Here is a 24,285-nt window from a genome sequence, read left to right as displayed (position 1 = left end):
CGTGTTCACTTCCCCGTCTCGTCGGCGGCCCGGGCCACCAGCGTCATGACCGACGTCACCACGTGCTCGCCGATCGCGTCCGACACCTCGCCACGCACGGTGAGCACGTCGTTGCCCGCCAGCGACTTGATGTTGTCGATGGTGACCGCGACCGTCAGCCGGTCACCGGCCAGCACCGGGCGGGAGTAGGAGAACTTCTGGTCCCCGTGCACCACCCGGCTGTAGTCCAGGCCCAGCTCCGGGTCCTCGACCACCTGGGAGGCCGCCTGGTAGGTGATCACGAACGGGAAGGTCGTCGGGGCGATCACATCGGGGTGGCCCAGCGCCTTCGCCACCGCCGGATCGGTGAACGCCGGATTGGTGTCCCCGATCGCGATCGCGAACTCGCGGATCTTCTCCCGGCCGACCTCGTACGGCTCGGTGGGCGGGTAGGTCCGCCCGATGAAGGAGGGGTCGAGTGCCATGGGGCAACTCCTCGGAAGCACGGTGGATCCGGCGGCCGTTGCCGCCGGCGGGGCGCGCATGGGTGCATACGCGAAAAACTCCGGGCCGCACCCCCTGAGGGATGCGGCCCGGAGCTCAAGACCTGTGTCACACAGGCCCGATGCCCTGCGAGAGGGTCAGCGGGTCTCGCGGTGCGCGGTGTGCGAGTTGCAGCGGGGGCAGTGCTTCTTCATCTCAAGACGGTCCGGGTCGTTACGCCGGTTCTTCTTGGTGATGTAGTTCCGCTCCTTGCACTCCACGCAGGCCAGCGTGATCTTCGGGCGGACGTCGGTGGCAGCCACGGGAGTGCCTTCCTGGGACAACGAATAAGAACACAACAAGAGTAGCCGACCGGGAGTGCGATCTCCCGACCGACTACGCGGGGTAGCGGTGACCGGACTTGAACCGGTGACACAGCGATTATGAGCCGCTTGCTCTACCAACTGAGCTACACCGCCACAGTGATCCGCAGCACAACCGAAGCCGACTGCTTTTCACCAGAGCCCCCATGCGGAATCGAACCGCAGACCTTCTCCTTACCATGGAGACGCTCTACCGACTGAGCTATAGGGGCGAACGAGGAAGAGATTACACGTTCCGCGCCCAGAGGTGAAATCCGTATCCCGCCGCGAAGACCGCAGGTCGGCGAGGTGAACGGACGGACGATCCAAGGCCCCGCGTTCGATCGGCCCACCAGCCGCACGGCCCGACCCGATACGACTATTGCCCGCCTCCGAGCGCCCCGCCCCCACGCGCCATAGGCTCGACCCTCATTGACGGGGACGGCCCGGGGCGTCAGGACGACCCGGGATCAGGACGGTCCGGCCGACCGGACGGGCCAGCGCGGGAAGGAGCCTGCGATGGACAGCGCAGCCGCCGACGGACCGCACTCCGGCTCCGGCCCGACAGCCAACCCGCTCGGGCACGGACCGGTCCTCCTGCTCACCGGCGCCAGGCTGGCCGACGGGCGGGTGGTGGACGTCCGGATCAGCGGCGACCGGATCCAGGCCGTCGGCACCGTCGGCAGCCTCGGCCCGCTGCCCGCCCTGCCCGGCGCGCCCACCATCACCACCGGCGCCAGGATCGACCTCAAGGGCTACCTGCTGCTGCCGGCCCCCGCGGAGGCGCACGCCCACTACGACACCGCCTTCTCCGCCGCCCTGTCCGCCCCGCCGCCGGAGAGCCCCTCCGACCTCACCCGGCGGGTCACCGAGGCCGCGCTCGCCTCGCTCGGCTACGGCGCCACCGCCCAGCGCACCCACGTCCGGATCGGCGACGTGCACGGGCTGCGCCGGCTGGAGGCGGTGCTCACCGCCCGGCAGGCGCTGCGCGGCCTGGCCGAACTCCAGGCGGTGGCGATGCCCCGGCTGCTCACCGGCCGGGCCGGCGCCGACGGCCGGGCGCAACTGCGCGAGGCGCTCAAGCTGGGCGCCACCGCGGCCGGCGGCTGCCCGGAGCTGGACCCGGATCCGGCCGGGTACGTCCAGGTGCTGCTGGAGGCCGCCCGGGAGGCGGACTGCTCGGTGGACCTGCACACCACGGCCGGCGATCCGGCCCAACTCGCCCGGCTGGTCGGCGCGTTGGCCCCGCTGCGGCCGCGGGTGGCGCTCGGGCCGTGCGGGGCGCTGGCCCGGGGCGCGTCCACGGTGCTGGCGACCGGCGGGGTGCGGGTGGTCTGCCTGCCGCAGAACGGCGGCTGCACCGGGCTGGAGGGCCGGTCGCCGGGGCTGCGGCCGGGGCTGCTGCGGGAGTTGACGGAGGCCCGGGTGCCGTTGGCGGCCGGCAGCGGCGCGCTGCGGGACCAGTCCAACCCGGTCGGCCGGGCGGATCCGCTGGAGTCGGCGTACCTGCTGGCGGCGGGCGGGGAGCTGGGCCTGGAGGCGGCGTACGACGCGGTGGCGAACCAGGCCCGGGCGGTGCTCGGGCTGCCACCGGTCCGGGTGGACGCCGGGTTCCCGGCGGAGCTGCTGGCGGTGCGCGGGGACAGCCTGGCCGGGGCGCTCGCGGGCGGCCACAGCCGGCTGGTGGTGCACAGCGGCCGGGTGGTCAGCCGGACGAGCGCGGTGCGGGAGTTCGCGGACACCGTGGCGCTGGCGCTGCCCCGGCAGTCCGGGAGCACCGGCGGGGGCTGAACAGCCTCCCCCCCCAGAAAGTTCAAGGGGCGCGCGACGGATGTCGCGCGCCCCTCCCCCACCTGCTGGCCGCCGTTCGACGGCGGCTGGAGCGGTCCCGGGCCTCCCCCACATTGGAGCCGGGCCCGCTCGGTCAGCACTGACGCTACGCCCACGGAACACCGCTCCGGGCCTGCCTTGACGCTCCCCTGTCGGTCTCCGGCCCGCTCTTGACGGGTCGTTGACGCGGCGGCTGCCGGGGCGGCGTTCAGGGCTCGTACCGGTACCCGATCCCCGGTTCGGTGATCAGGTGCCGCGGGCGGCCCGGGTCGCGCTCCAACTTGCGGCGCAGCCCGGCCAGGTAGACCCGCAGGTAGTTGCCGCGCGCCTCCTGGGCCGGCCCCCACACCTCGCGCAGGATCTGCCGCCCGGGCACCAGCCGGCCCGGGTTGGCCACCAGCAGGGCGAGGATCCGCCACTCGGTCGGGGTGAGCCGCACCGGGCCCCGCGGGCCGGTCACCGTGGTGGCCGTCAGGTCGACGGTGTGGTCGCCTATCACCGGCCGCCCCAGCGGGGCACCGCCCAGCGGCCGGCGCAGCACGGCGCGCAGCCGGGCCAGCAGTTCCTCCATCAGGAACGGCTTGGTGAGGTAGTCGTCGGCGCCCGCGTCGAGGGCGCCCACCTTGTCGGCGGCACCGGACCGGCCGGAGAGCACGATGATCGGCATCGCGCTGTGGGTGCGCAGGCCGCGCAGCACGTCCATGCCGTCCAGGTCCGGCAGGCCGAGGTCGAGCAGCACGGCGTCCGGGGCGGAGTGCGCGGCGCGGTCCAGCGCCTCGCCGCCGCTGGCGGCCGTCCGCACGGCGTACTGCCGGGCACTGAGGTTGATCCGCAGCGTGCGCAGCAGGGCCGGTTCGTCGTCGACGATCAGGATCTCGCTCATGCGGCCACCTCGCTCCGCCCGGCGGTCACTTCGCGGGACACGCACCTTTCCGCGGTTCGTTCAGTTCGTCCACTCATGAACGGGCTCCTCCCGAGTGGCGGCGGGCAGGGTGAGCAGCATGGTGGTGCCGCCCCCGGGGGTGTCCTCGACCTCCAGGCTTCCGCCCATGGCCTCGGCCAGACCGCGGGAGAGCGCGAGGCCGAGGCCGACACCGGTGGTGTTGTCGGTGTCGCCGAGGCGCTGGAAGGGCAGGAAGACCCGGTCGCGCTCCTCGGGGGCGATGCCGGGGCCGCGGTCGATCACCCGGATCTCGACCTGGTCGGCGTGGTGGCTGGCGGTGACCAGGACGGGCGCGCCGGGCGCGTTGTAGCGCAGCGCGTTGGTGATCACGTTGGCGAGCACCCGCTCCAGCAGCGGCGGGTCGGCGAGCACCGGCGGCGCGGTGTCCAGGTCGAGCGGCTGGATCGGGGCGTACGGGTCGGGGAGGCTGTCGAGCGCCCGGGGCAGGATCTCGTCGAGGTGGGTCTCGGCGAGGTGCAGGGTGAGCGCGCCGGCCTGGAGGCGGCTCATGTCGAGCAGGTTGTCGACCAGGCGGGTGAGCTTGACCAGCGACTCGTCGGCGGTGGCGAGCAGTTCGGCCTGGTCCTCGGGCGAGAACTCGACGTCGGGGCTGCGCAGCGAGCCGACCGAGGCGAGCGCGGCGGCGAGCGGGGTGCGCAGGTCGTGGCTGACGGCGGCGAGCAGGGCGGTGCGCATCCGGTCGGCGGCCTTGATCGGCTCGACCTCGGCGGCGACCACGGCGAGCCGGTCGCGTTCCAGCGCGACGGCGACGTGCGCGGCGAAGGCGGTGAGGACGCGCTGGTCGGCGGCCGGCAGCCGGCGGCCGGTGAGGACCAGGACGGCGTCCGCGCCGACCGGCACCTCGGTGGTCTCGCTCTGCCCGTCGGGGTCGTCCTGGTGCTCGGCCTCGGAGTGGGCGAGCACCTGGTCGTCGATCCGGGAGAGCAGGGCGACGGCCTGCATGCCGAAGGCCGTCCGGGACTTCTCCATCAGGGCGGACAGGGCGTCGGCGCCGCGCAGCACGCTGCCGGCCAGGGTGGAGAGGGTCTCGGCCTCGGCGGTGGCACGGGCGGCGCGACTGGTGAGCCGGCTGGCGTGGTCGACGATGGTGGCGACGGCGAGCGCGACGGAGGCGAAGACGACCAGGGCGACGATGTTGTTGGTCTCGCCGATGGTCAGGGCGTGTATCGGCGGGATGAAGTAGTAGTTGAGCAGCAGCGAGGCGGTGACCGAGGCCAGCAGGGCGGAGGTGGCGCCGCCGAGCAGGGCGACGATGACCACGCCGAGCTGGAAGATCAGCGCGTCGGTGGTGAGGTTGATGCTCCCGTGCGCCTGGGACAGGACGGCGGTCAGCAGCCAGGGCACCACGAGGCCGGCCGCGTAGCCGGCGATGGTGCGGCGCTTGGAGTGGCGGCGGCCGAGCGAGGGCAGCCGGCCGCGGCCGGTGAACTCGTGGGTGACCATGTGGACGTCGATGTCCTCGGAGTCGTCCACGGTGGTCTCGCCGATGCCCGGGCCGGTGAGGAAGCGGTTGATCCGGCCACGGCGGCTGGTGCCGAGCACCAGTTGGGTGGCGTCGTGGGCGCGGGCGAAGGTGAGCAGCGCGGTGGGGATGTCGTCGCCGACCACCACGTGGTAGCTGCCGCCGAGGGTCTCGACCAGCTGGCGCTGCTGGGCGAGCGCGCCGGAGGAGGCGCCGGCCAGGCCGTCGCTGCGGGTGACGTGGACGGCCAGCAGGTCGCCGCCGGCGGTGCGGTCGGCGATCCGGGCGGCGCGGCGGATCAGGGTCTCGCCCTCGGGGCCACCGGTGAGGGCGACCACGACGCGTTCGCGGGTCTCCCAGACGCGGTCGATGTTGTGGCTGGCCCGGTAGTCGCGCAGGCCCTCGTCGACCCGCCCGGCCACCCAGAGCAGGGCGAGTTCGCGCAGGGCGGTGAGGTTGCCGACCCGGAAGTAGTTGGAGAGCGCGGCGTCCACCTTCTCCGCCCTGTAGACGTTGCCGTGGGCCATCCGGCGGCGCAGCGCCTGCGGGGCCATGTCGACGAGCTCGATCTGGTCGGCCCGGCGGACCACCTCGTCCGGGACGGTCTCGCGCTGCGGGATGCCGGTGATCTTCTGGACGACGTCGTTCAACGATTCCAGGTGCTGGATGTTGACGGTGGTGATGACGTCGATCCCGGCGGCCAGCAGTTCCTCGACGTCCTGCCAGCGCTTGGCGTGGCGGCCGCCGGGGATGTTGGTGTGCGCCAGTTCGTCGACCAGCACGACGGACGGACGGCGGGTGAGCACCGCGTCGAGGTCCATCTCGTCGAACTCGGCGTCGCGGTAGGAGCGTTGGACACGCGGCAGGACCTCCAGGCCGTCCAGCATGCCCTCGGTGTGGCGGCGGCCGTGGCACTCGATGTACCCGACCGCGACGTCGGCCCCGCGCTCCTGTCTGCGCCGGGCCTCGTCCAGCATCCGGTAGGTCTTGCCGACCCCCGGGGCGGAACCGAGGTACACCCTCAGCCGGCCCTTGCGGATGCCGGTGCCGGGGGTGAGGTCGCGGGCCATGGGCACTGCTCTTTCGTTCCTGCGAGGCTGCCGCCAGGGCGTCCTCGGGCCGGGGTCGGGACGTACGGCGGCCGACCCGGGCGCGGGGGTGGTGCCCCGGCCCGGGTCGGCCTGTTTCACGGATCCAGCCGTTGACCTGTCACTTCTGCTCCGGCGGTCATTCCTGTTCCGCCGGTCACTTCTGTTCCGCGAGTGCCCGGTTCAGCAGGAGGACGTTGACGCCCTCCTGCCCGAGGAAGCCGAGCGAGCGGCCTTCGGTGTACTTCTCGACCAGCTTGTGCACCGCGTCCGCCGACAGGTTGCGGGTCTTGGCGACCCGGTTCACCTGCTCCTCGGCGTAGGCGACCGAGATGTACGGGTCGAGGCCGGAGCCGGAGGCGGTCAGCGCGTCGGCCGGGACGCTCTCCGGGGCGACGCCGTCGAACTCGGCGGCGGCGGCGCGGCGGTCGTTGACGGCCTTCAGCAGGTCGTCGCTGTTCGGGCCGAGGTTGGAGGCACCGGACGAGGACGAGTCGTAGCCGGTCCCGGCCGCGGAGGGGCGGGGCTGGAACCACTTCGGGTCCGGCTGCGCCTCCTCCTTCGGGTCGTCGGGGTTCTTCTTCGGGAGGTTGAAGTTCTGGCCGATCAGGCTGGAACCGACCTCCTTGCCGTCGGACTTCACGAGCGAGCCGTTGGCCTTCTCGGTGAAGGCGACCTGGCTGATCCCGGTGACCAGCAGCGGGTAGGCGATCCCGAGGATCGCGGTGAGCACCAGCAGCGCCCGCAGTGCGGTGAAGTGGGTGCGGACGGTCGTCGGCAGGGGCTTGGACATCGGATTCTCCTCTCTCAGCTCAGGCCGGGGATGAACTGGACGATCAGGTCGATCAGCTTGATGCCGACGAACGGCACCACCAGACCGCCGAAGCCGTAGACCCCGATGTTGCGGCGCAGCAGGGAGCTGGCGTCGGACGGGCGGTAGCGCACGCCGCGCAGGGCGAGCGGGATCAGGCCGATGATGACCAGGGCGTTGAAGATGATCGCCGAGGTGATCGCGGACTGCGGGCTGTGCAGGCCCATGATGTTGAGGTGGCTCAGGCCCGGGTAGACCCCGGCGAACATCGCGGGGATGATCGCGAAGTACTTGGCCACGTCGTTGGCGATCGAGAAGGTGGTCAGCGCGCCACGGGTGATCAGCAACTGCTTGCCGATCTCGACGATCTCGATCAGCTTGGTCGGGTTGGAGTCCAGGTCGACCATGTTGCCGGCCTCCTTGGCCGCCATGGTCCCGGTGTTCATGGCCACGCCGACGTCGGCCTGGGCGAGCGCGGGGGCGTCGTTGGTGCCGTCGCCGGTCATCGCGACCAGCTTGCCGCCCTCCTGCTCCTTCTTGATCAGCGCCATCTTGTCCTCGGGGGTGGCCTCGGCGAGGAAGTCGTCCACGCCCGCCTCCTCCGCGATCGCCTTGGCGGTCAGCGGGTTGTCGCCCGTGATCATGATGGTCTTGATGCCCATCCGGCGGAGCTCGTCGAAGCGTTCCCGCATGCCCTCCTTGACCACGTCCTTGAGGTGGATCACCCCGAGGACGCGGGCCGGCTTGGCGCCGACCTTGGTGGCCACCACCAGCGGGGTGCCGCCGGCCGCGGAGATCCCGTCGACCAGGGCGGAGACCTCGTTGCCGACCGAACCGCCGTTCTCGGTCACCCAGTTGGTGACCGCGCCGGCCGCGCCCTTGCGGACCTGGTGGACCGCCTCGGCCTCGTCCAGGTCGACGCCGGACATCCGGGTCTGGGCGGTGAACGGGACCCAGGTGGCGTGCGTCAGCTCGCCCTGGGCGCGGGCCCGCAGGCCGTACTCGGTCTTGGCGAGGACCACGATCGAGCGGCCCTCCGGGGTCTCGTCCGCGAGGGAGGACAGCTGCGCGGCGCTGGCCAGTTCCTCGGTGGACACGCCCGGGGCGGGCAGGAACTCGGCGGCCTGGCGGTTGCCCAGGGTGATGGTGCCGGTCTTGTCCAGCAGCAGGGTGTTGACGTCGCCGGCCGCCTCGACGGCCCGGCCGGACATCGCCAGCACGTTGCGCTGCACCAGCCGGTCCATGCCGGCGATGCCGATCGCGGAGAGCAGCGCGCCGATGGTGGTCGGAATGAGCGCCACGATCAGGGCGACCAGGACGATCATCGACTGCGGCGCGCCCGCGTAGGTGGCCATCGGCTGCAGGGTCACCACGGCGACCAGGAAGACGATGGTCAGCGAGGCGAGCAGGATGTTCAGCGCGATCTCGTTCGGCGTCTTCTGTCGGGCGGCGCCCTCGACCAGGGCGATCATCCGGTCGATGAACGACTTGCCGGGCTCCGAGGCGATCTTCACCACGATCCGGTCGGACAGCACCTTGGTGCCGCCGGTCACCGCCGAGCGGTCACCGCCGGACTCGCGGATGACCGGCGCGGACTCGCCGGTGATCGCCGACTCGTCGACGCTCGCGACGCCCTCGACGACGTCACCGTCGCCGGGGATGATCTGCCCGGCCTCGACCACCACGTGGTCGCCGAGCCGCAGCGCGGTGCCCGGTACCTCCTCCTCGGCCTGCGTGGCGGGCCAGTCGGTGAGCCGGCGGGCGACGCTCTCGGTCTTGGTCTTGCGCAGGGTGTCGGCCTGGGCCTTGCCGCGGCCCTCGGCGACGGCCTCGGCCAGGTTGGCGAAGATCGTGGTGAGCCAGAGCCAGACGGTGATGGCCCAGGCGAACACGGACGGGCTGGCGATCGCGGAGACGGTGGTGACCACCGAGCCGACCTCGACCACGAACATGACCGGGTTCTTGACCATCACCCGGGGGTCGAGCTTCTTCACCGCGTCCGGCAGGGACGCGACGATCAGCTTCGGGTCGAGCAGGCCGCTGGCCACTCTGTGCTGCGCGGCGGGCTCAGCCTTGTCGGCCGGTGCGGGGTTGAGCGTAGGGGTGGACATCAGGAGAGACCTTCCGCGATCGGCCCGAGAGCCAGGGCCGGGAAGTAGGTGAGGCCGACGACGATCAGGATGACGCCCGACAGCAGGCCCACGAACAGCGGCTTGTGGGTGGGCAGGGTGCCCGGGGTGGCCGGGACCGGCTGCTGCTGGGCGAGCGAACCGGACAGCGCCAGGACGAAGACGATCGGCAGGAGGCGGCCGAAGATCATCGCCAGGCCGAGCGCCGTGTCGTACCAGTCGGTGTTGACGGTGATGCCGCCGAAGGCCGAGCCGTTGTTGTTGGCGGCCGAGGTGAAGGCGTACAGCACCTCGGAGAAGCCGTGGGCGCCCGAGTTGAGCATCCCGGCCCGCTCCCCCGGCAGGGCCATCGCCAGGCCCGTGCCGACCAGCACCAGGGTCGGCGTGGTGAGGATGTACAGCGAGGCGAACTTCATCTCCCGGCCGCCGAGCTTCTTGCCCAGGTACTCGGGGGTGCGGCCGACCATCAGACCGGCGACGAACACCGCGACGATCGCCAGCACGAGCATGCCGTACAGGCCGGAGCCCACACCGCCGGGCGCGATCTCGCCCAGCATCATGTTGAAGACCGTCAGCCCGCCGCCGAACGGCGTGAACGAGTCGTGGAAGGAGTTCACCGCGCCGGTCGAGGTCAGTGTGGTCGAGGCGGCGAACAGGCCGGAGGCGGCGATGCCGAAGCGCTGCTCCTTGCCCTCCATCGCGGCGCCCGCGGCCTGGAGGGCGGTGCCCTGGTGCTGCGACTCGGCGAAGGTGAGCAGGGCGACCGAGGCGACCCAGAACAGGCCCATCACGGCGAGGATCGCGTAGCCCTGGCGGTTGTCCCCCACCATCCGGCCGAAGGCCCGCGGCAGCGCGAACGGGATCAGCAGGATCAGGAAGATCTCGACCAGGTTGGAGAAGCCGGTCGGGTTCTCGAACGGGTGCGCGGAGTTGGCGTTGAAGAAGCCGCCGCCGTTGGTGCCGAGCAGCTTGATGACCTCCTGGGAGGCCACCGGGCCGCCCGGGATCTTCTGCACCTCGCCGCTGAGCGTGGCCACCTCGTGGAAGCCGTGGAAGTTCTGGATCACGCCGGAGGCTGCCAGGACCAGGGCGAAGACGATCGAGATCGGCAGCAGCAGGCGCAGGTTGATCCGGGTGAGGTCCACCCAGAAGTTGCCGACCCGGTCGGTGCGGTTGCGGGTGAAGCCCCGGATCAGCGCGCCGACGACGGCGATGCCGACGGCCGCGGAGACGAAGTTCTGCACCGCCAGGCCCGCCATCTGCGCCAGGTGGCCCATCGCGGACTCACCGGCGTAGGACTGCCAGTTGGTGTTGGCGACGAACGAGATCGCGGTGTTCCAGGCCTGGTGGCCCTCCATCTGCGGAACGCCCAGGTTCAGCAGCAGGTAGCCCTGGAGGCGGATCAGACCGTAGAGGAAGAGGACGGAGACGGCCGAGAAGGCCAGCACCGAGCGGAGGTACACCGGCCAGCGCTGATCGGCGTCGCCGTCGACGCCGATCACCTTGTAGATGCCGCGCTCGACTCTGAGGTGCTTGGTGGTGGTGAGGAGCTTGGCGATGTAGTCGCCAAGGGGGCGGTAGCACAGGGCCAGTGCCCCGACCAGGGCCAGGGCCTGCAGCCAGCCCGCGAGAGTGGATCCCATGTCAGAACTTCTCCGGGAAGATCAGCGCCACGACGAGATAGCCGACGAGCGCGACGGCCACGATCAGACCTGCGATGTTCTCCGCGCTCACAGCTTCTCCACCCCCCGCGCGATCAGGGCGATGACGGCGAACACGGCGACCGTGACACCGACGTAGATGAGATCGGACATGGGCTCCACCAGAGCGGTTCGGGAGACTGCCGCGGGCGGGCCGGGGGCTTCGCGCGGCGCCGGCGGACGACCGGCAGATGCAGCAAAGCAGCCGTCAGAGGCGCGTTATGGCTCCCTGACGCCCTCCATACGGGTGACTGCGGGACGTTGACGCGACCTTGACGCCCGCTTCACCGGGCCGTGACCGTCGTCATCAGGCCGTGATCGGCCCGGCGCCGGAACGCCGGAAGCCCCGGGATTCCGGGGCTTCCGTACGGGTGGGGGTGCGGGTTGGTACGGGCTTCGTGCGGGCGGGGCCGACGGAGGCCCGGGGGGCCGGCTGCTGCTCCGGTCAGACCTTCTCCGGCGCCGGGAGCCGCTCGTACCCGCTCCCCGGGGCCGGCTCGCCCCGGCGCACCGCGCCGGGCGCCCGGCGCGACGGGCCGCCCGCGCGCCCGGAGGAGGTCAGCTGCCACGGCACGCTGATCACCATCACGCCCGCCGTGAACAGCAGCCGGCTCTTCAGCCACAGCGCCGACTGGTTGTGCAGCAGGTGCTCCCACCAGTGGCCGACCACGTACTCCGGGATGAACACGGCGACCGCCTCCCGGGGGCTGTCCCGGCGGTGCTCCCGCACGTACGCCAGCACCGGCTTGGTGATCTCCCGGTACGGCGAGTCCAGCACCTTCAACGGCACCCGGACGCCGGCCTCCGTCCACTGCCGCTCCAGCTCGCCGGTCGCCTCCGGCTCCACCGCCACGGTCAGCGCCTCCAGCGAGTCCGGCCGGAACGCCTCCGCGTAGCCGAGCGCCCGCAGCGTCGGCTTGTGCAGCTTGGACACCAGCACGATCCCGTGCACCCGGGCGGGCCGCGCCGACTCGGCCTCCGGGTCGTCCACCGCCAGCTCGGCGGCGACGCCGTCGTAGTGCCGGCGGATGCCGCGCATCATCAGCCACAGCACCAGCGCGGCGACCACGGCCAGCCAGGCGCCCTGGGTGAACTTGGTGAGCAGCACGATCACCAGCACCAGCGCGGTGACGACCGCGCCGAAGGCGTTGATCACCCGGGAGCGCAGCGCCGAGCGGCGCACCGCCGGGTCGGTCTCGGTGGCCAGCGCCCGGTTCCAGTGCCGGACCATGCCGATCTGGGACAGCGTGAAGGAGGTGAAGACGCCCAGGATGTACAGGTGGATCAGGCTGGTGACGTTCGCGTCGTACAGCCAGAGCAGCCCGCCGGCCACCACCGCGAGCGCGATGATGCCGTTGGAGAAGGCCAGCCGGTCCCCGCGGGTGTGCATCTGCCGGGGCAGGTAGCGGTGCTCGGCCAGGATCGAGGCCAGCAGCGGGAAGCCGTTGAAGGCGGTGTTGGCGGCCAGGATCAGCACCAGCGCGGTGACCGCCTGGATCGCGTAGAACAGCACGCTGTCGTCGCCGCCGAAGATCGCCGCCGCGAGCTGGGCGATCACGGTCTGCTGGGGCGTGCTCGCGCAGTCGCCGGGGAAGCCGGTCAGCCGGCAGGCGCCGCCCTCGGTGATGTGCACCTTGGCGATCAGCGCGAGGGCGGTGATGCCGGCGAACATCACCACGGCCGTGGTGCCCATCACGGCCATGGTGCGCGCGGCGTTCCTCGCCTTCGGCGCCCGGAAGGCCGGGACTCCGTTGGAGATCGCCTCCACCCCGGTCAGCGCCGTACAGCCGGAGGCGAACGCCCGCAGGCCCAGCATCAGCAGGCCGAGGCCGGCCACCGTGTCCTTGCCGTCCTCCGGGAGGATCCCGTACGAGGCGCTGGACGCCACCGGCGCGTCGCCGAGCGCGACCCGGACCAGCCCGGTGACCACCATCAGCAGGATGCCGCCGATGAACAGGTACGTCGGCGCGGCGAAGGCCTTGCCGGACTCCCGGACGCCGCGCAGGTTCACCGCCATCAGCAGCAGCACGAAGCCCAGCGCCAGCCAGACCCGGTGACCGGCCAGCGAAGGCAGCGCCGAGATGATGTTGTCCACCCCGGAGGCCACCGACACCGCGACCGTCATCACGTAGTCGACCAGCAGCGAGGCGGCCACCACCAGACCTGAGTTGGCGCCGAGGTTGCGGGACACCACCTCGTACGAGCCGCCGCCGCTCGGGTAGGCGTGCACCACCTGGCGGTAGGACATCACCACGACCGCCATCAGCGCGACCACGCCGGCCGCGACCCACGGGGTCAGGTAGAGGAAGGCGGCGCCACCGACGGTGAGCACCAGCAGGATCTCCTGGGTCGCGTAGGCGACCGAGGAGAGCGGGTCGGAGGCGAAGATCGGCAGCGCCAGCCGCTTGGGCAGCAGCGTCTCGCCGAGCTCCTCGCTGCGCATGGCCCGGCCGATGACGAGGCGCTTGAGCGCCTGGGGCACGTTGAACACGCTGGCGAGCGTAAGTTCGGTCGGACACGACGGAATCCGTTGCGGCGCCGGCCCGGCACGTCCCGCCCTCATGGACTTCCCGCAGGTCAGGGCCACTGCGGGCGGGCACGTGCCGGGCGTATCGAGGGCGTCAGGGCCGCCCCGTTAAGACCGCGTCAAGATGCCGGGTTGTTATCGGGCGTCCAGGCTGTGGACGCCCAGCACCTCAGCGGTGGCGGCCCCGGTCACATCCGCATCCGCAGCCGGCAGACCACCGCGTCGGTGTGCCGGCGCAGCGCGCGGTCGATCACGGCGCCGCGCCGGTTCTGCAGCGCCCGCTGCCACCAGCGGGCCGGCTCCACCTCCGGGATCAGCACCGTCAGCCGGTCGTAGGCGTGCTCCTCGCCGAGCCGGTTCACGAACGCGGCGATCGGCTGGCCCAGCCGGCGGCGGTCCTCCGGGATCTCCACCAGCGGCACGCCCGGCTGCCACAGCTCCCAGTCCCGCCGCAGCGCCTCCGCCTCGGCCTGCTCGTGCACCACCGTCACCGCCAGCACCTCGTCCCCGAGCGACAGCGCCGCCGACAGGCCGTCCCGGGTGAGCCGGGTGATGGCCGTCACCGGCACGACCACCAGGCTGCGCTGGCGGGTCACCGCGCCCGGCACCCGGCCCAGCTCCAGCCGCTCCCCGATCAGCCCGTAGCTGCGGTGCACCGCCTCGAACAGCACCACCAGCAGCGGCAGCGCCACCACGATGCCCCAGGCGCCCTCGGTGAACTTGGTGCCGGTCACCACCACCGTCGCGACCCCGGTGAGCAGCGCGCCGAACCCGTTCAGCACGGCCTTCCGCACCCAGCCGGCCGGCCGGTGCACGGACCAGTGCCGGACCATGCCGACCTGACAGATCGTGAACCCGACGAACACGCCGATCGAGAACAACGGCACCAGGCTGTTCACGTCCCCGCCCGAGCCGACCAGCAGCGCCGCCGACACCAGGGCGAGGAACAGCACCCCGTGCCGGTGCACCTGGCGGTCGGCCCGCAGCGCGAACACGTGCGGCAGGTGGTTGTCCCGGGCGAGCAGGTGCAGCAGCACCGGCAGCCCGCCGAAGGAGGTGTTCGCGGCCAGCCCGAGCAGCACCACGGTGGCGAACTGGACGACGTAGAAGGCGGCGCCGTGGCCGAGCGAGGCGTCGGCGAGCTGGGCCAGCACCGTGACGCCCTCCACCGGCTGGAGGTGGAAACGGCCGATCAGCACGGCCAGCCCGATCAGCATCACGCCGAGCAGGGCGCCGAGCACCACCTCGGTGTGCTGCGCCCGCTTCACCCGCGGGGTCCGGAACGACGGGACGGCGTTCGCCACCGCCTCCACCCCGGTCAGCGCCGAGCACCCGGCCGCGAACGCCTTGAGCAGCAGCAGCGCGCCGACGGTCGTGGCGTTCTCGGCCAGCGTCGAGGCGTGGCCCGCGGCGGCCGCGGTGCTCGCCGGGCCGTCCCGGAACAGGCCGACCACGATGATCGCCAGGATCGACACCACGAAGACGGCCGTCGGCGCCATGAACCAGCGCGCCGACTCGGCGATCCCGCGCAGGTTCACCGCCGTCACCAGGGCCAGCACGCCCAGGCACAGCCAGATCCGGTCGTCGTACAGGCTCGGCACCGCCGAGGTCAGCGCCGCCACCCCCGCGGTCACCGAGACCGCCACGTTCAGGATGTAGTCGATCACCAGCGAGGCGGCCGCGGTCAGCGCCGTCCGCCGGCCCAGGTGCTCCTTCGCCACCGCGTACGAGCCGCCGCCGTCCGGGAACGCCGCGATCACCTGCCGGTACGACGCCACCAGCACGCCCAGCAGCACCGCGATCGCCACCGTCACCGGCAGCGTGAAGCCCAGCCCGTACGCCCCGGCCGCGGCCAGCACCAGCACGATCGACTCCGGCCCGTACGCGACCGAGGCCATGGCGTCCAACGACAGCGCCGCCAGACCGCCCAGCGCACTCAGCCGGTGCCGCTCGTCGCCCGCGCCGGTGTCCGGCGGTTCGGGTTCGGCCGTGACGGCCGGGGTGGTGATGGCGCTGGGCATCGGACGGAACCTCCGCGATCGGTCGTTCCTCCGATCCTGCGGGCCGCACCCCCGCCCTTCCCCCGACCCCTACGCGTTCCTGACGCCGCCCCAGGAACCATTGACGGGCCCTTGACGCACCGCGGGAGAGCTCATGGCTGGGGGGGGTGGCGGGGATGGGTGGGCCGCTGTCCCGGCGGGCGCCGGTTGGGAAGACGACCAGCTCTTGCGAAGAACCCCCGGCGCGCCCTACGCACACCCGGGACACCACCACAATCACGCTGAACGGCCCCACCCACCCCCGCACCCACTCTGCTGCCTGCTGACCGTAATTGCAAGCAATGCGCAATAAGTGTCCCCGCCGCCGGCGCGGCAGCGCCGCGGCGCCCACGCGACGATCACGCGGCGGGAAAACGACAACGGCCCCCGATCCGCGTCTCCGCAGATCGGGGGCCGTTCTCTGTCCTGTGGCTGGTGCAGGGTTCGAACCTGCGTAGCTTACGCGGCAGATTTACAGGCCGCTGACCAGGGACGTTGCGACCAGGCAACTCTTGCCCACGGGCCCCACCTGGTCCGCCCCTGGTCCGGATCTTGCTCTGAGCAGCCCTCGATCGGACCGCCTTGCGAGCGCACCGAAGGGCCGGGGCGGGCAGCGATTTCGCTGCCCGCCCCGGCCCTTCGCGTCTCACGTCACACCTCGACACGCTGCCCGTCGAACGGCCAAGCCCTCACCGCGCCCTCAGCCTCAGCAGCTCCCGGATCACCGGGAATGCGGCCGCCACAGCCTGAAGCGAGCGAGCCTCCGCACCTACCCCCGACCTCCGTGCAGTGCTGCACCCGAAGTCGTGGGCTGGATGATGGGGAACACAAACAGGTCTGGCGAACCGGGGAGGGCCAGCGGAAAGTCCGGCCGCGGGCCTGATCACCGCCTATCTGAGCGGCCTCCCTGTTACCGCCCCTTGGTCACATGGGCCTTCTCCTGGATCTCGGCCGCAAACCCATCCACTACTTCCCGATTCACACATTTCTGCACCCAGAGAGTCACCAAGGTATCCCATACGACATCCCTAGAGCGGCGAATTTTGTCACCGACAATCCTGGGCCATTCGTGAATATCAGAAGCCCTCATCGCCTCTTCAAGAATGGATGATATCTCCGAGAAACGGATGCCGAACCTTGCCTCAACATCTGGCCAGTTCGCCGCCTTGAGATCTCCGAAGATCGCCAGCTCTGGCTCTTCTCCCCCCGGCAACGAGACACAACTCTCGAATTTTTTGGACCCGTCAACGACACCCGTCGCAGGGTACGGCAGCAAGCCCTTTTGACTCAGGTCAGCCAGCTGCTTGACCACCGAGTAGGACCCCACCGGATAGGTCTCTACGTTAAACGACTCAGAAGATCCGGCAATGAGACACTCAACGACCTTCGAAGCACGCACATCCTCACAAAAAATTGTGATATCCGGGTGCATGCGATCATCAATCGCACTCATGCAAAACTCGGGCGTAGCGCCGTGAATAGCATTCACGCGCCCCCCGCTCCGCTGGAGCAGAATCCTTGCCTCTGGGGGCACCTCTTCGAGGACGTGCGCGCTGTGAGTCGTGAGAATAATCTGGATTCCCTTTTCCCGGGATAGCTGCAGCAGCCTCTGCACCAGGCGCCGCTGAGCCTTAGGGTGAAGGGAAGCGTCCAGTTCATCGATCAGCAGAAGGGAGTCGTTCGGGATCTTCTCCAGAGTCCTGAACAGCTGCAGCGAGGCCGCCTCACCGGCTCCTTGGTGGAACGCCGAGTAGTCGCCGAACTGCTGTGCGAGAATTCCAACCTCTCGTTCCGAATTTGTCGTGCTGGCGAATCGCGCAGCAGAAAAGTCGCGATTCAGAATGTACCCGAGGTCGGATTTTGCCCGCTCCGTCAACATTTCAGACGAGGCTTCACGACTGGATCGTTTAGTAACCTGCGCATAGCCCATTAGCGCATCCAGCGGCATTACCCTAGAGACGTCCATCAGGAAAATGTGGCGAGCAGGTCGACCGGAACTAATTCGCCACCGGTCTGTGGGCTTACGAATTGTGACAGGATTGCTCTGCTCGCGCAGCTGGCAAATAATCTCTACATCGGTAACAGTATCCCAGGCGGTGTTCATGAAGAACTTTCCGGGCTGATACGCCGACTTCCCCTTACCGGCTTGCTCGTATGCGCATGCAGCAGCCTTAATAAGGGTGGTCTTCCCTGTGCCATTCTCCCCAACGATAGCCGTCACTGGAAAGTTGAACTCGATGCGCGTAGCCTCATCCTTCGAGAATCCGCGCAGATTTCGGATCGAGATCGCTGAAAGCATCTTCTGATAGCGGCCGCCATTGAGAGCAGACCGAATCCGATTAACCTCAACGTTCATGGGTCCACTTTCTTCTGCAAGTAGGGGAGCCTGCCCGCCCCTCAGCCTACGCAGTAACAGTGCTCCTCCGCAGCCGTTTTGACCTGTGAGACCACTGTGAAGGGCTCAGCCCGGCAACAATGCTGTTCCGGGTCAAGCCAGCGCGTCTGCAATCAGGCGCATAGCGCCCACTACCACCACAGCGCCTGCGGCGACCAGCTTGACGTCCTTCCCCGGCTTGTTGGCGTAGCCGATCGTGGGAACTCCGGCCGCCTTTCCCGCCTCGACGTCGCGGGTCGCATCGCCGATGAAGATGCAGTGCTCCGGCCCGGTGCATGCGGCTTCCATCGCTTCGAGCAGAAGGCGCGGGTTCGGCTTCATCGAGGAGGGGTCACCCGGGGCACGCCCGAAGACCCCAGCCACGTAGTCGCTGAGGCCGTGCTCGGCGAGGTAGGCCGTGATGGCCGCGCCCGCGTTGTTGCTGACCACGGACACCAGACGACCGGAGCGGGCAGCAGCAAGCAGGACCGATTCTCCGCCCGGGGTCGGACGGGCTACCCGAACGGCTTCAGTTTCCAGTGCGGCCAACGCGGCGTCTGTGCTCACCGCGCGGTCAGGCCGGGCGTCCGAGATCAGTCGGAGCAAGGCGAGCGGGTCGGTCTCCTCCTCCGCCCCGGCCGGGGCCTGCTCGCCGGTAGCGAGCAGGCCTTCACGGAGTCGGCGCGCCACCTCCGGGGCTGGAAGGCCGGCGAAGACCGAGCACACCGGCCCGTCGAAGTCGAGGAGCACGTGCCTCACCGGCCGCAGCACATCGGCGAGTTGCTGGGGGGTGGCGATCATGACTGCCGCTCATAGGCGATCGTGCTCCACACGCTGTCGAACCACATCTGGGCCTGCTGGACGTACTGCGATCCGAGCGAGGCGTCGTCCGGGCCGGCGGCGTGGTGGAACAGGGTGGTGTCCTTGCCGGTGACGTCGTAGAAGGTGTGGGCGGTGTCGTCGATCGACACGGTGCGCTCGCGGAGCGGGTAGAAGCCGAAGAACGCCTCCGACCGGTTCAGGATGTACAGCTTGAACAGGCTGGACGCCCGATGAACCTTGACCTGGACGCTCGCCTTCTGGACAAGGCCCAGCTCGGCCAGCATCTCCACCGAGTGCGCGATCCCGCCGGCGTTCGTCAGGGCGATGTTGCGGGCGCGCTGCCGGAGGGCGGCTTCGTCCTGGAGCCCGTCGACCAGGACCGGCACGGCCATCGGCGCCGTGGTGTCCGGCAGCAGCAGGCGGACCGTGATGGACTCCGGTGCCAGCCGGCCGGAGCGGACCTTGTCGAGCGGCTCCTGCAGCGCGTTGTGCAGCGTCTCGCTGGAGAACCCGGCGAAGTCGAGGGTCACCTGCTGCTGCTCGAAGGCCGCCTCCAGGTGCGGCCGCAGCCCGACCGGCCGAGAGGTCCGCTCCCGCACGAATGAGCCGCTCCCCTGCCGGGTCACGATCAGTCCCTCGGTGCGGAGCAGGTCGAGTGCCTTGTCCACCGTGCCGCGCGCCACGCCGAAGTGCTTGGCCAGCTCGGGGCCGGAGGGCAGCTTGTCGCCGGTCTCGAAGCCGGGCTTCTTCGTGAGGATCGAGGCCCGCAGAGAGCTGCTGACCTGCTGATACGGGGGACGGGAGTCGTCCGGGTCTAGGGCCATCTCCCCATGCTAGGGCAGGTGCTCAAGAGGGGCGAGAAACCCAACTCTCTTGACCTGCCTAGGCAGGTTGCCTATGTTGTGTGTGTCGCACCAAGTGAGACAGGGGCGACACAGAGGGGCCTTCTTTGGGCTGCTCTGAGCTGGACAAACGCGCCCGGAGGGGTGGGGTGACAGCCCCCCGAAGGCAGCGCTCGTTCCTTCACAACTCCATAGGTCCCGCCGAAGAGCCCCCACGAAGGGAGGTGCCTGGGGTTCGAAGGCGGTGGCAGACCAGGCGGACGGCCCGAAGTGGGCCCCTGCGGGGGCGAGGGTGCGACTCCCTCCCCGTCCACGTGCAGCGCGTCGCGCATCCCGCGCCGGCCGCTGTCTCCCTTGGGCCCGTGGAATCGGGCCGCCGCGCATTCCTTGGCCGGGCGCGCGGCGGCCCTGGGCCCCTCCCCTACGAGAAGCGAGGTAGACCCGTGAGGTCGATTGTTTCAGGCCAGACGGCCCTGACGCAGGAGGAGTTCGCCGAGCTGGCGCTCGGTCTCGTCATGGACTCCGAGTTCAGCCGGCTGTTCATCGGGGTGCCCGGTGAGAGCGAGGTCGAGTGCGAGGCCCGGATGGACGCCGCGGCTGACATCCTGGCGGACCTGCGCCGGGAGGACTGGGTGCTGGCCGCCTACGCCAAGCGGCTGTTGAGCATGGCGCCGGTTCCGCTGCGGCGCTCCGCGATCGGCCGCCGCACTGCTGGTAGCAGGCAGGCGGCCGCGTGATGGCCGACCGCACGCTCACGGTGCTCACGGCCGCTCACCGCTCGCTCACGACGCGCTCATGGGGCGCCGGGCGGTGGTCGCGATGAAGGTGTCGACGAGCCTGGATCAGATTCGCTCGGCAGAGCGGGTGTTGGCCGTGGGGACGTGGACGATCACGTTGGGCGCGGTCCTCTACAGCATGCTCACGGTGACCCCGTTGATGTCCGGGCACACCCCCAAGGGGTGGCAGTGGACGGCCCCGATCCTGCCGCTGGTCGTGGACGCGGCGGTGGTGATCGTGGTCCGCATGGACAGCACGCTCACCCGCCTGGACGGCGACGGCGGCCGGTGGCCGGTCGTGCTGCGCTGGATGACCGGAGCCATGACGGTGCTGCTCAACGTGGGTCAGAGCGCGCTGAACCACGACAAGGTCGGGGCGGCGGTCCACTCGGTGGCGCCGCTGCTGCTGATCGTCACGGCGGAGACGTCGCTGGCCTACCGGCGGGCAATCGCCGCCGCACTGGCCGCCCGTGAAGCCCGTGAGCGCGATGAGCGGGTCGAGCGCGAACGCGTCGCCGAGGAGCGCCGGAAGCAGGAACGCGAGGACCGGTTGGCCGAATACGACCGGGCGCGGCAGGCCGAGCGTGAGCGCCGTGAGCACGAGGACCACATGGCCGACAAGCAGCGTGAGCACGAGCAGCGCATGGCCCACGACCGGCGGGCCGAGCAGGCCCGCCGCGAGGCAGCCGAGCGCTCCGAACGCCAGCGTCAGCAGGACGCCGAGCGGTCCGACCGTGAGCGCCGTGAGCGCGAGGTGAGTGACCGTGAGCGTCGTGAGCGCGAGCGTGAGCAGGCCGCCGAGCAGGACGCCGATCGACTCCGGCAGCAACTCCTCTCCGCGCCTGCCGTGGACGAGCGCCTGCCCGAAGACCAGGCGCGCCTGAAGGTCCAGGACTGCGTCGTGGCCCGCATCCCGCAGCGCCGGGCAGTCGAGCTGACCGGCTGGTCCGCCGGATGGGTCGCTGCCCTTTACAAGGAGCTGCGCATCGGCGAACGCCCCGCGCTGCACGCCGTGCCCGGCACCAACGGAGACGCCACCGCACCCGAGGAACGGGCGTCGTGACGCCTCATCCCCTGACCTCAAGAATCCCTCTGAGCTGGAGGTCTTCGATGGAGTGCTACTTCTGCGGCGAGGACAAGCCGGACGTTGAGACCTGCGCGGACCCGTTCGCGCAGGACGTCTGCAACGAGGAGTGGATCATCCCGATCTGCTCCGACTGCTACGGCATCCGCTGCGACGAGATCTGATCCTCCCCCTCCTGGTTCCGCTCCGCTGCTTCTCAGCAAGGAGATGCCTGTCATGGCCCTGACCATGATCGCGCCGCCCATCCCCCCGATCACCCCCGAGGACAAGGCCCGAGCCGCCGCCGGCGCCGAGCGCGTGCTGACCGTCCAGGTCGGCAGGACGGGCGGTGCCCGGTGAACACCACCCGCACCGTGCCCGGCTTGGGCATCGCCCGCCTCGACCACGGCGGCATCGCCTACCGCCTCGCCGAGCCGCTGACGATCGATGAGGTCGCCGGCCTGCCCCGCGAGGACTGGTGCCACCGCCTGACGGTCACCGACGCCTCCGTCGACGGCCGATACGCCGCCGAGTTCCACGCGATCTGCGAGCTGGACGGCGAGCCGTTCGTGCTGGTCGGACGGATCGGGGAGGGCGCCTGATGCTCGGCTTCGGCAAGAAGCAGCCCGCCCAGCCCGTCGGCCAGCCCCCGCAGTCCGGCCAGCAGCGCCGGGCGAAGGCCGTGCGCGCCGCCGACCGCGCGGGCCACACCGCCATGGACTCCAAGACCCGCCGCACCACGGCACTGGAGGCCAACCCGGTCCGCGCCTGGTGGCGCTCCTCCTGACACTCCCCCGGGCCCGGCCGCCCCGGCCGGGCCCCTACCTGGAGAACTGACCATGGACTGGCTCCTGAGCCTGCTCTACCCGATCCTCGCGGTCGGTGCCGGCATCGCCGTGTGGCTCCTCCGCCGGGAGGAAAACCGATGACGATCCCCCCGCCCCCGCCCCCGACCGCCCCGCCCACCGTCGGTATGCCCGACGCCGCGCCTGAGCCTGAGCCGGCTGTCGAGTGGTGGCGCAAGAGCGGGCCGTGGAACTCCCGGCGCCCCGCAGCCGAGCCCACGCCTGTCGACCTCCGCAAGACCGATCCGGCCGAACCCGCCGACCACGTCGAGGACCAGGCCGTCGAGGACGGCGACCAGGACCAGCCCGACGCCGAGGCCGAGGCTGACCCGGAGCGGTACGACCTGCGGACCGTGGCCGAGAGTCTGCGCCTGCTGATCAGCCAGACGCCCGAGGAACAGGCCGAACGCGCCCGCAGGGACCGCGAGGAGGCCTACCGGCAGCAGGGGGAAACCACCGACGAGCGCGAGGACCGCCACCGCGCCGAGCAGCTCGTCCGTGAACGCCGGGCCTCCGTGCTGTGGCGTCAGCCCCAGTCCGAGCGTGCCCGCCGGTTCCGCCGCTGGTGCATCCTCACCACCACCTCCGCCGTGCTCGGCTACCAGATGGGCGCCGTCCAGTTGGCCGCCCACGTGCCCCTGTCGGTCGCCGCACTCGCGGCGGCCGGTGCCTGGCTCATCGACCTGCGCATGCGCGGCTGGGGCCACGTCCGGGTCTCCGAGGTCCGCGGCTTCCCCGGCCTCACCATCTTGATCCTCCTGCGGGTGCCGCTCGCCTCCGCCCTGGTCGGCGCCCTCGGCCTGGCCCCGTTGATCACCCTCCTCTCCTCTTCCCACCACTGACCGCAGGAGATCGACACCATGGACACCCAGTTGCTCGGCTCATTCGGCTCCGGCGGTCTCTGCCTGGCCATCGCCGTGTGGATCATCCTCGGCAGCCGCAAGGCCGAGAAGCAGGGGAAGCTGGCGAAGAAGCACAAGGACGAGCACACCGCCTGGCTGATGATCTGCTTCGGCATCTTCGCCGCCGGGGCCGGACAGGCGTTCAGCGCGCCAGGCCAGGTCGGCGAGGCCCTCACCCACGCCTTCACCTCCCAGAGCGCCGCGTTCGGCAACGTCGGCGCTGGCGCGGTGGCCGCGATCCTGACCCTGTTCCTGTTCGGCACCAAGCCCGCCCCCATCAAGGACTCGGTGCTCGGCGCGACTGTGCCGTCCGTCTACGCCGCCGCCGGCGGGATCTGGGCCCTCCCGCTCACCGTGATCGGCTCCGTCATCAAGGGCCTGGTGGGTGCCTGATGCACAGCGACCTCGATGACGCCCTCGCCGAGCACTCCGAGGCCGTGACCGCGTGGAACGAGCGCCGTGCCGAAGCCCGCCGGATCGAGGACCCCCGCGAGCGCGCCGCCGCGCTCACTGCCCTCAGGCGGGAGAAGCCGAGGCACCCCTACCTCGGCGGCATCTCCCTCACCGCCCTCGGCCTCGGCAACCGGCTGATCATCCGCGCCGTCCGGCCGCACGCCGCCCGGCTCAAGGTGACCAAGCAGCAGGTTGGGGGAGCGCTCGGCCTGGCGGTGTTCTTCTCCCCCGTCCTGGCCCGGCCCGTCGCCCGGTACGCGCCGACCACCATCACCGTCGTGCTTGTCCTGTGGGTGGTCGTGGCCGTCGTGGTCGGCAACACCAAGGCCGCCGTCGAACTCGCCGAGGCTGACACGAAGGCTCGGGAGGAAGCCGCCGAGGGGAAGGCCGCGAGGACGGCCAAGTCCCGCTCCGGCGCCTCGGCGGAGGCCTCCGCCGAGGCCGAGCCGGACTACGCCGACGACCAGGAGGACGAGCCCCAGGACCCCCCGGCCGACGCCGACCTGTACGCCCTCATCCGGCACGTGGCCGCGCAGTCCGACCAGGGCACCGCCGCACACCTCCCGGACCTCCTCACGGAGGGTCAGCACCGAGGGTGGTTCGGGGGCTGGGAACAGGCCGACCTGTGGGCCCACTTGGAGGCCCTCGGCGCCCACCTCGTGAAGGGCAAGAAGCTCACCTTCGACGGGCGCCAGCGCAACCGCCAGGCGGTGCTTCTGGAGGGCCTCCCCGAGAGCGATCCGGGCACCGTCCCGGCAGTCCTCCAGAAGACCGGCTGACCCCTCTCCCCCGCCCCGACCGGCACCCCTCTCAGGGCGCCGGTAGGCCGGTAGG

Annotated in this window: 23 protein-coding genes and 2 tRNA genes; 10 read left to right on the top strand and 15 right to left on the bottom strand. The window is 70.8% G+C overall.

Annotation, left to right across the window (positions count from 1 at the left end):
* Positions 1-5: 5 nt before the first annotated feature.
* The 4 genes from AB0O19_RS05330 to AB0O19_RS05315 form a co-directional block, all read right to left on the bottom strand.
* A complete protein-coding gene (locus tag AB0O19_RS05330; RefSeq protein ID WP_363369376.1) occupies positions 6-464 on the bottom strand; it encodes a MaoC family dehydratase N-terminal domain-containing protein in 459 nt (152 codons plus the stop codon).
* A gap of 156 nt (positions 465-620) precedes the next feature.
* Positions 621-785 carry a 50S ribosomal protein L33 gene (gene rpmG / locus AB0O19_RS05325; RefSeq protein WP_006604855.1) on the bottom strand — a complete coding sequence of 55 codons (165 nt, stop codon included), beginning with the start codon at positions 783-785 and terminating at the stop codon, positions 621-623.
* 83 nt (positions 786-868) lie between these two features.
* A tRNA-Met gene (locus tag AB0O19_RS05320) sits at positions 869-941 on the bottom strand.
* Between the two features lie 43 nt (positions 942-984).
* A tRNA-Thr gene (locus AB0O19_RS05315) sits at positions 985-1,057 on the bottom strand.
* Positions 1,058-1,343: 286 nt separating this feature from the next.
* Between AB0O19_RS05315 and AB0O19_RS05310 the strand changes: the two genes are divergently transcribed.
* A complete protein-coding gene (locus AB0O19_RS05310) occupies positions 1,344-2,615 on the top strand; it encodes a hydrolase (protein WP_363617941.1) in 1,272 nt (423 codons plus the stop codon).
* A gap of 247 nt (positions 2,616-2,862) precedes the next feature.
* Here the strand turns inward: AB0O19_RS05310 and AB0O19_RS05305 are convergent, their stop codons facing one another.
* From AB0O19_RS05305 to AB0O19_RS05255, 11 genes are all read right to left on the bottom strand, one after another.
* A complete protein-coding gene (locus tag AB0O19_RS05305) occupies positions 2,863-3,537 on the bottom strand; it encodes a response regulator (RefSeq protein ID WP_363617939.1) in 675 nt (224 codons plus the stop codon).
* Positions 3,538-3,597: 60 nt separating this feature from the next.
* A complete protein-coding gene (locus AB0O19_RS05300) occupies positions 3,598-6,150 on the bottom strand; it encodes a sensor histidine kinase KdpD (RefSeq protein WP_363617937.1) in 2,553 nt (850 codons plus the stop codon).
* Positions 6,151-6,325: 175 nt separating this feature from the next.
* Positions 6,326-6,961 (bottom strand): potassium-transporting ATPase subunit KdpC, encoded by a 636-nt coding sequence (gene kdpC / locus AB0O19_RS05295; RefSeq protein ID WP_363580040.1) that lies wholly within the window; start codon positions 6,959-6,961, stop codon positions 6,326-6,328.
* Positions 6,962-6,975: 14 nt separating this feature from the next.
* A complete protein-coding gene (gene kdpB / locus AB0O19_RS05290; RefSeq protein WP_363580038.1) occupies positions 6,976-9,090 on the bottom strand; it encodes a potassium-transporting ATPase subunit KdpB in 2,115 nt (704 codons plus the stop codon).
* On the bottom strand, positions 9,090-10,751 hold the full coding sequence (gene kdpA / locus AB0O19_RS05285; protein WP_363617935.1) for a potassium-transporting ATPase subunit KdpA: 1,662 nt from the start codon (positions 10,749-10,751) through the stop codon (positions 9,090-9,092). The genes kdpB and kdpA overlap by 1 nt, the downstream gene beginning before the upstream one ends.
* Position 10,752: 1 nt before the next feature.
* Positions 10,753-10,842 (bottom strand): K(+)-transporting ATPase subunit F, encoded by a 90-nt coding sequence (gene kdpF / locus AB0O19_RS05280; RefSeq protein ID WP_037971201.1) that lies wholly within the window; start codon positions 10,840-10,842, stop codon positions 10,753-10,755.
* A 411-nt stretch (positions 10,843-11,253) separates the two neighbouring features.
* Positions 11,254-13,251: an APC family permease gene (locus AB0O19_RS05275; RefSeq protein WP_363618053.1), complete on the bottom strand. Its 1,998-nt coding sequence runs from the start codon at positions 13,249-13,251 to the stop codon at positions 11,254-11,256.
* Positions 13,252-13,523: 272 nt separating this feature from the next.
* Positions 13,524-15,356, bottom strand: a complete 1,833-nt coding sequence (locus AB0O19_RS05270) for an APC family permease (protein WP_363617933.1) — start codon at positions 15,354-15,356, stop codon at positions 13,524-13,526.
* 928 nt (positions 15,357-16,284) lie between these two features.
* The gene (locus tag AB0O19_RS05265; protein WP_363617931.1) at positions 16,285-17,730 is read right to left on the bottom strand and encodes an AAA family ATPase; all 1,446 of its coding nucleotides are present in this window, start codon (positions 17,728-17,730) and stop codon (positions 16,285-16,287) included.
* 132 nt (positions 17,731-17,862) lie between these two features.
* Positions 17,863-18,549: an HAD-IA family hydrolase gene (locus AB0O19_RS05260; protein WP_363617929.1), complete on the bottom strand. Its 687-nt coding sequence runs from the start codon at positions 18,547-18,549 to the stop codon at positions 17,863-17,865.
* On the bottom strand, positions 18,546-19,394 hold the full coding sequence (locus tag AB0O19_RS05255; protein WP_363617927.1) for a GntR family transcriptional regulator: 849 nt from the start codon (positions 19,392-19,394) through the stop codon (positions 18,546-18,548). The genes AB0O19_RS05260 and AB0O19_RS05255 overlap by 4 nt, the downstream gene beginning before the upstream one ends.
* Positions 19,395-19,855: 461 nt before the next feature.
* Here AB0O19_RS05255 and AB0O19_RS05250 point away from each other — a divergent pair, with 461 nt between their 5' ends.
* The 9 genes from AB0O19_RS05250 (at position 19,856) to AB0O19_RS05210 (ending at position 24,230) form a co-directional block, all read left to right on the top strand.
* A complete protein-coding gene (locus AB0O19_RS05250) occupies positions 19,856-20,149 on the top strand; it encodes a hypothetical protein (RefSeq protein ID WP_363617925.1) in 294 nt (97 codons plus the stop codon).
* A gap of 82 nt (positions 20,150-20,231) precedes the next feature.
* A complete protein-coding gene (locus AB0O19_RS05245) occupies positions 20,232-21,251 on the top strand; it encodes a DUF2637 domain-containing protein (protein ID WP_363618051.1) in 1,020 nt (339 codons plus the stop codon).
* Between the two features lie 47 nt (positions 21,252-21,298).
* The gene (locus AB0O19_RS05240; protein ID WP_363617923.1) at positions 21,299-21,436 is read left to right on the top strand and encodes a hypothetical protein; all 138 of its coding nucleotides are present in this window, start codon (positions 21,299-21,301) and stop codon (positions 21,434-21,436) included.
* Between the two features lie 52 nt (positions 21,437-21,488).
* On the top strand, positions 21,489-21,611 hold the full coding sequence (locus tag AB0O19_RS05235) for a hypothetical protein (protein ID WP_363617921.1): 123 nt from the start codon (positions 21,489-21,491) through the stop codon (positions 21,609-21,611).
* Positions 21,608-21,853, top strand: coding sequence for a hypothetical protein (locus tag AB0O19_RS05230; RefSeq protein ID WP_363617919.1), 246 nt, complete (start codon positions 21,608-21,610; stop codon positions 21,851-21,853). The genes AB0O19_RS05235 and AB0O19_RS05230 overlap by 4 nt, the downstream gene beginning before the upstream one ends.
* On the top strand, positions 21,853-22,038 hold the full coding sequence (locus AB0O19_RS05225; protein WP_363617917.1) for a hypothetical protein: 186 nt from the start codon (positions 21,853-21,855) through the stop codon (positions 22,036-22,038). Before AB0O19_RS05230 ends, AB0O19_RS05225 begins: the two co-directional genes overlap by 1 nt.
* A gap of 138 nt (positions 22,039-22,176) precedes the next feature.
* On the top strand, positions 22,177-22,938 hold the full coding sequence (locus AB0O19_RS05220) for a hypothetical protein (RefSeq protein WP_363617915.1): 762 nt from the start codon (positions 22,177-22,179) through the stop codon (positions 22,936-22,938).
* Positions 22,939-22,956: 18 nt separating this feature from the next.
* Positions 22,957-23,391, top strand: a complete 435-nt coding sequence (locus tag AB0O19_RS05215) for a hypothetical protein (RefSeq protein WP_350511383.1) — start codon at positions 22,957-22,959, stop codon at positions 23,389-23,391.
* Positions 23,391-24,230 (top strand): hypothetical protein, encoded by an 840-nt coding sequence (locus AB0O19_RS05210; protein ID WP_363617913.1) that lies wholly within the window; start codon positions 23,391-23,393, stop codon positions 24,228-24,230. The genes AB0O19_RS05215 and AB0O19_RS05210 overlap by 1 nt, the downstream gene beginning before the upstream one ends.
* Positions 24,231-24,285 lie beyond the last annotated feature (55 nt).

The sequence above is a fragment of the Kitasatospora sp. NPDC091276 genome (genome assembly GCF_040684355.1).
GTDB lineage: Bacteria > Actinomycetota > Actinomycetes > Streptomycetales > Streptomycetaceae > Kitasatospora.
This window is presented reverse-complemented; position numbering and strand designations above follow the sequence as displayed.

Coding starts and splice junctions, on each gene's coding strand:
- AB0O19_RS05330 (WP_363369376.1), bottom strand. CDS start 464: ATGGCACTCGACCCCTCCTTCATCGGGCGGACCTACCCGCCCACCGAG.
- AB0O19_RS05240 (WP_363617923.1), top strand. CDS start 21,299: ATGGAGTGCTACTTCTGCGGCGAGGACAAGCCGGACGTTGAGACCTGC.
- AB0O19_RS05210 (WP_363617913.1), top strand. CDS start 23,391: ATGCACAGCGACCTCGATGACGCCCTCGCCGAGCACTCCGAGGCCGTG.
- AB0O19_RS05275 (WP_363618053.1), bottom strand. CDS start 13,251: ATGCGCAGCGAGGAGCTCGGCGAGACGCTGCTGCCCAAGCGGCTGGCG.
- AB0O19_RS05305 (WP_363617939.1), bottom strand. CDS start 3,537: ATGAGCGAGATCCTGATCGTCGACGACGAACCGGCCCTGCTGCGCACG.
- AB0O19_RS05220 (WP_363617915.1), top strand. CDS start 22,177: ATGACGATCCCCCCGCCCCCGCCCCCGACCGCCCCGCCCACCGTCGGT.
- AB0O19_RS05245 (WP_363618051.1), top strand. CDS start 20,232: ATGAAGGTGTCGACGAGCCTGGATCAGATTCGCTCGGCAGAGCGGGTG.
- AB0O19_RS05265 (WP_363617931.1), bottom strand. CDS start 17,730: ATGAACGTTGAGGTTAATCGGATTCGGTCTGCTCTCAATGGCGGCCGC.
- kdpB (WP_363580038.1), bottom strand. CDS start 9,090: ATGTCCACCCCTACGCTCAACCCCGCACCGGCCGACAAGGCTGAGCCC.
- AB0O19_RS05260 (WP_363617929.1), bottom strand. CDS start 18,549: ATGATCGCCACCCCCCAGCAACTCGCCGATGTGCTGCGGCCGGTGAGG.
- kdpA (WP_363617935.1), bottom strand. CDS start 10,751: ATGGGATCCACTCTCGCGGGCTGGCTGCAGGCCCTGGCCCTGGTCGGG.
- AB0O19_RS05270 (WP_363617933.1), bottom strand. CDS start 15,356: ATGCCCAGCGCCATCACCACCCCGGCCGTCACGGCCGAACCCGAACCG.
- AB0O19_RS05235 (WP_363617921.1), top strand. CDS start 21,489: ATGGCCCTGACCATGATCGCGCCGCCCATCCCCCCGATCACCCCCGAG.
- AB0O19_RS05300 (WP_363617937.1), bottom strand. CDS start 6,150: ATGGCCCGCGACCTCACCCCCGGCACCGGCATCCGCAAGGGCCGGCTG.
- AB0O19_RS05215 (WP_350511383.1), top strand. CDS start 22,957: ATGGACACCCAGTTGCTCGGCTCATTCGGCTCCGGCGGTCTCTGCCTG.
- AB0O19_RS05310 (WP_363617941.1), top strand. CDS start 1,344: ATGGACAGCGCAGCCGCCGACGGACCGCACTCCGGCTCCGGCCCGACA.
- AB0O19_RS05225 (WP_363617917.1), top strand. CDS start 21,853: ATGCTCGGCTTCGGCAAGAAGCAGCCCGCCCAGCCCGTCGGCCAGCCC.
- kdpC (WP_363580040.1), bottom strand. CDS start 6,961: ATGTCCAAGCCCCTGCCGACGACCGTCCGCACCCACTTCACCGCACTG.
- AB0O19_RS05255 (WP_363617927.1), bottom strand. CDS start 19,394: ATGGCCCTAGACCCGGACGACTCCCGTCCCCCGTATCAGCAGGTCAGC.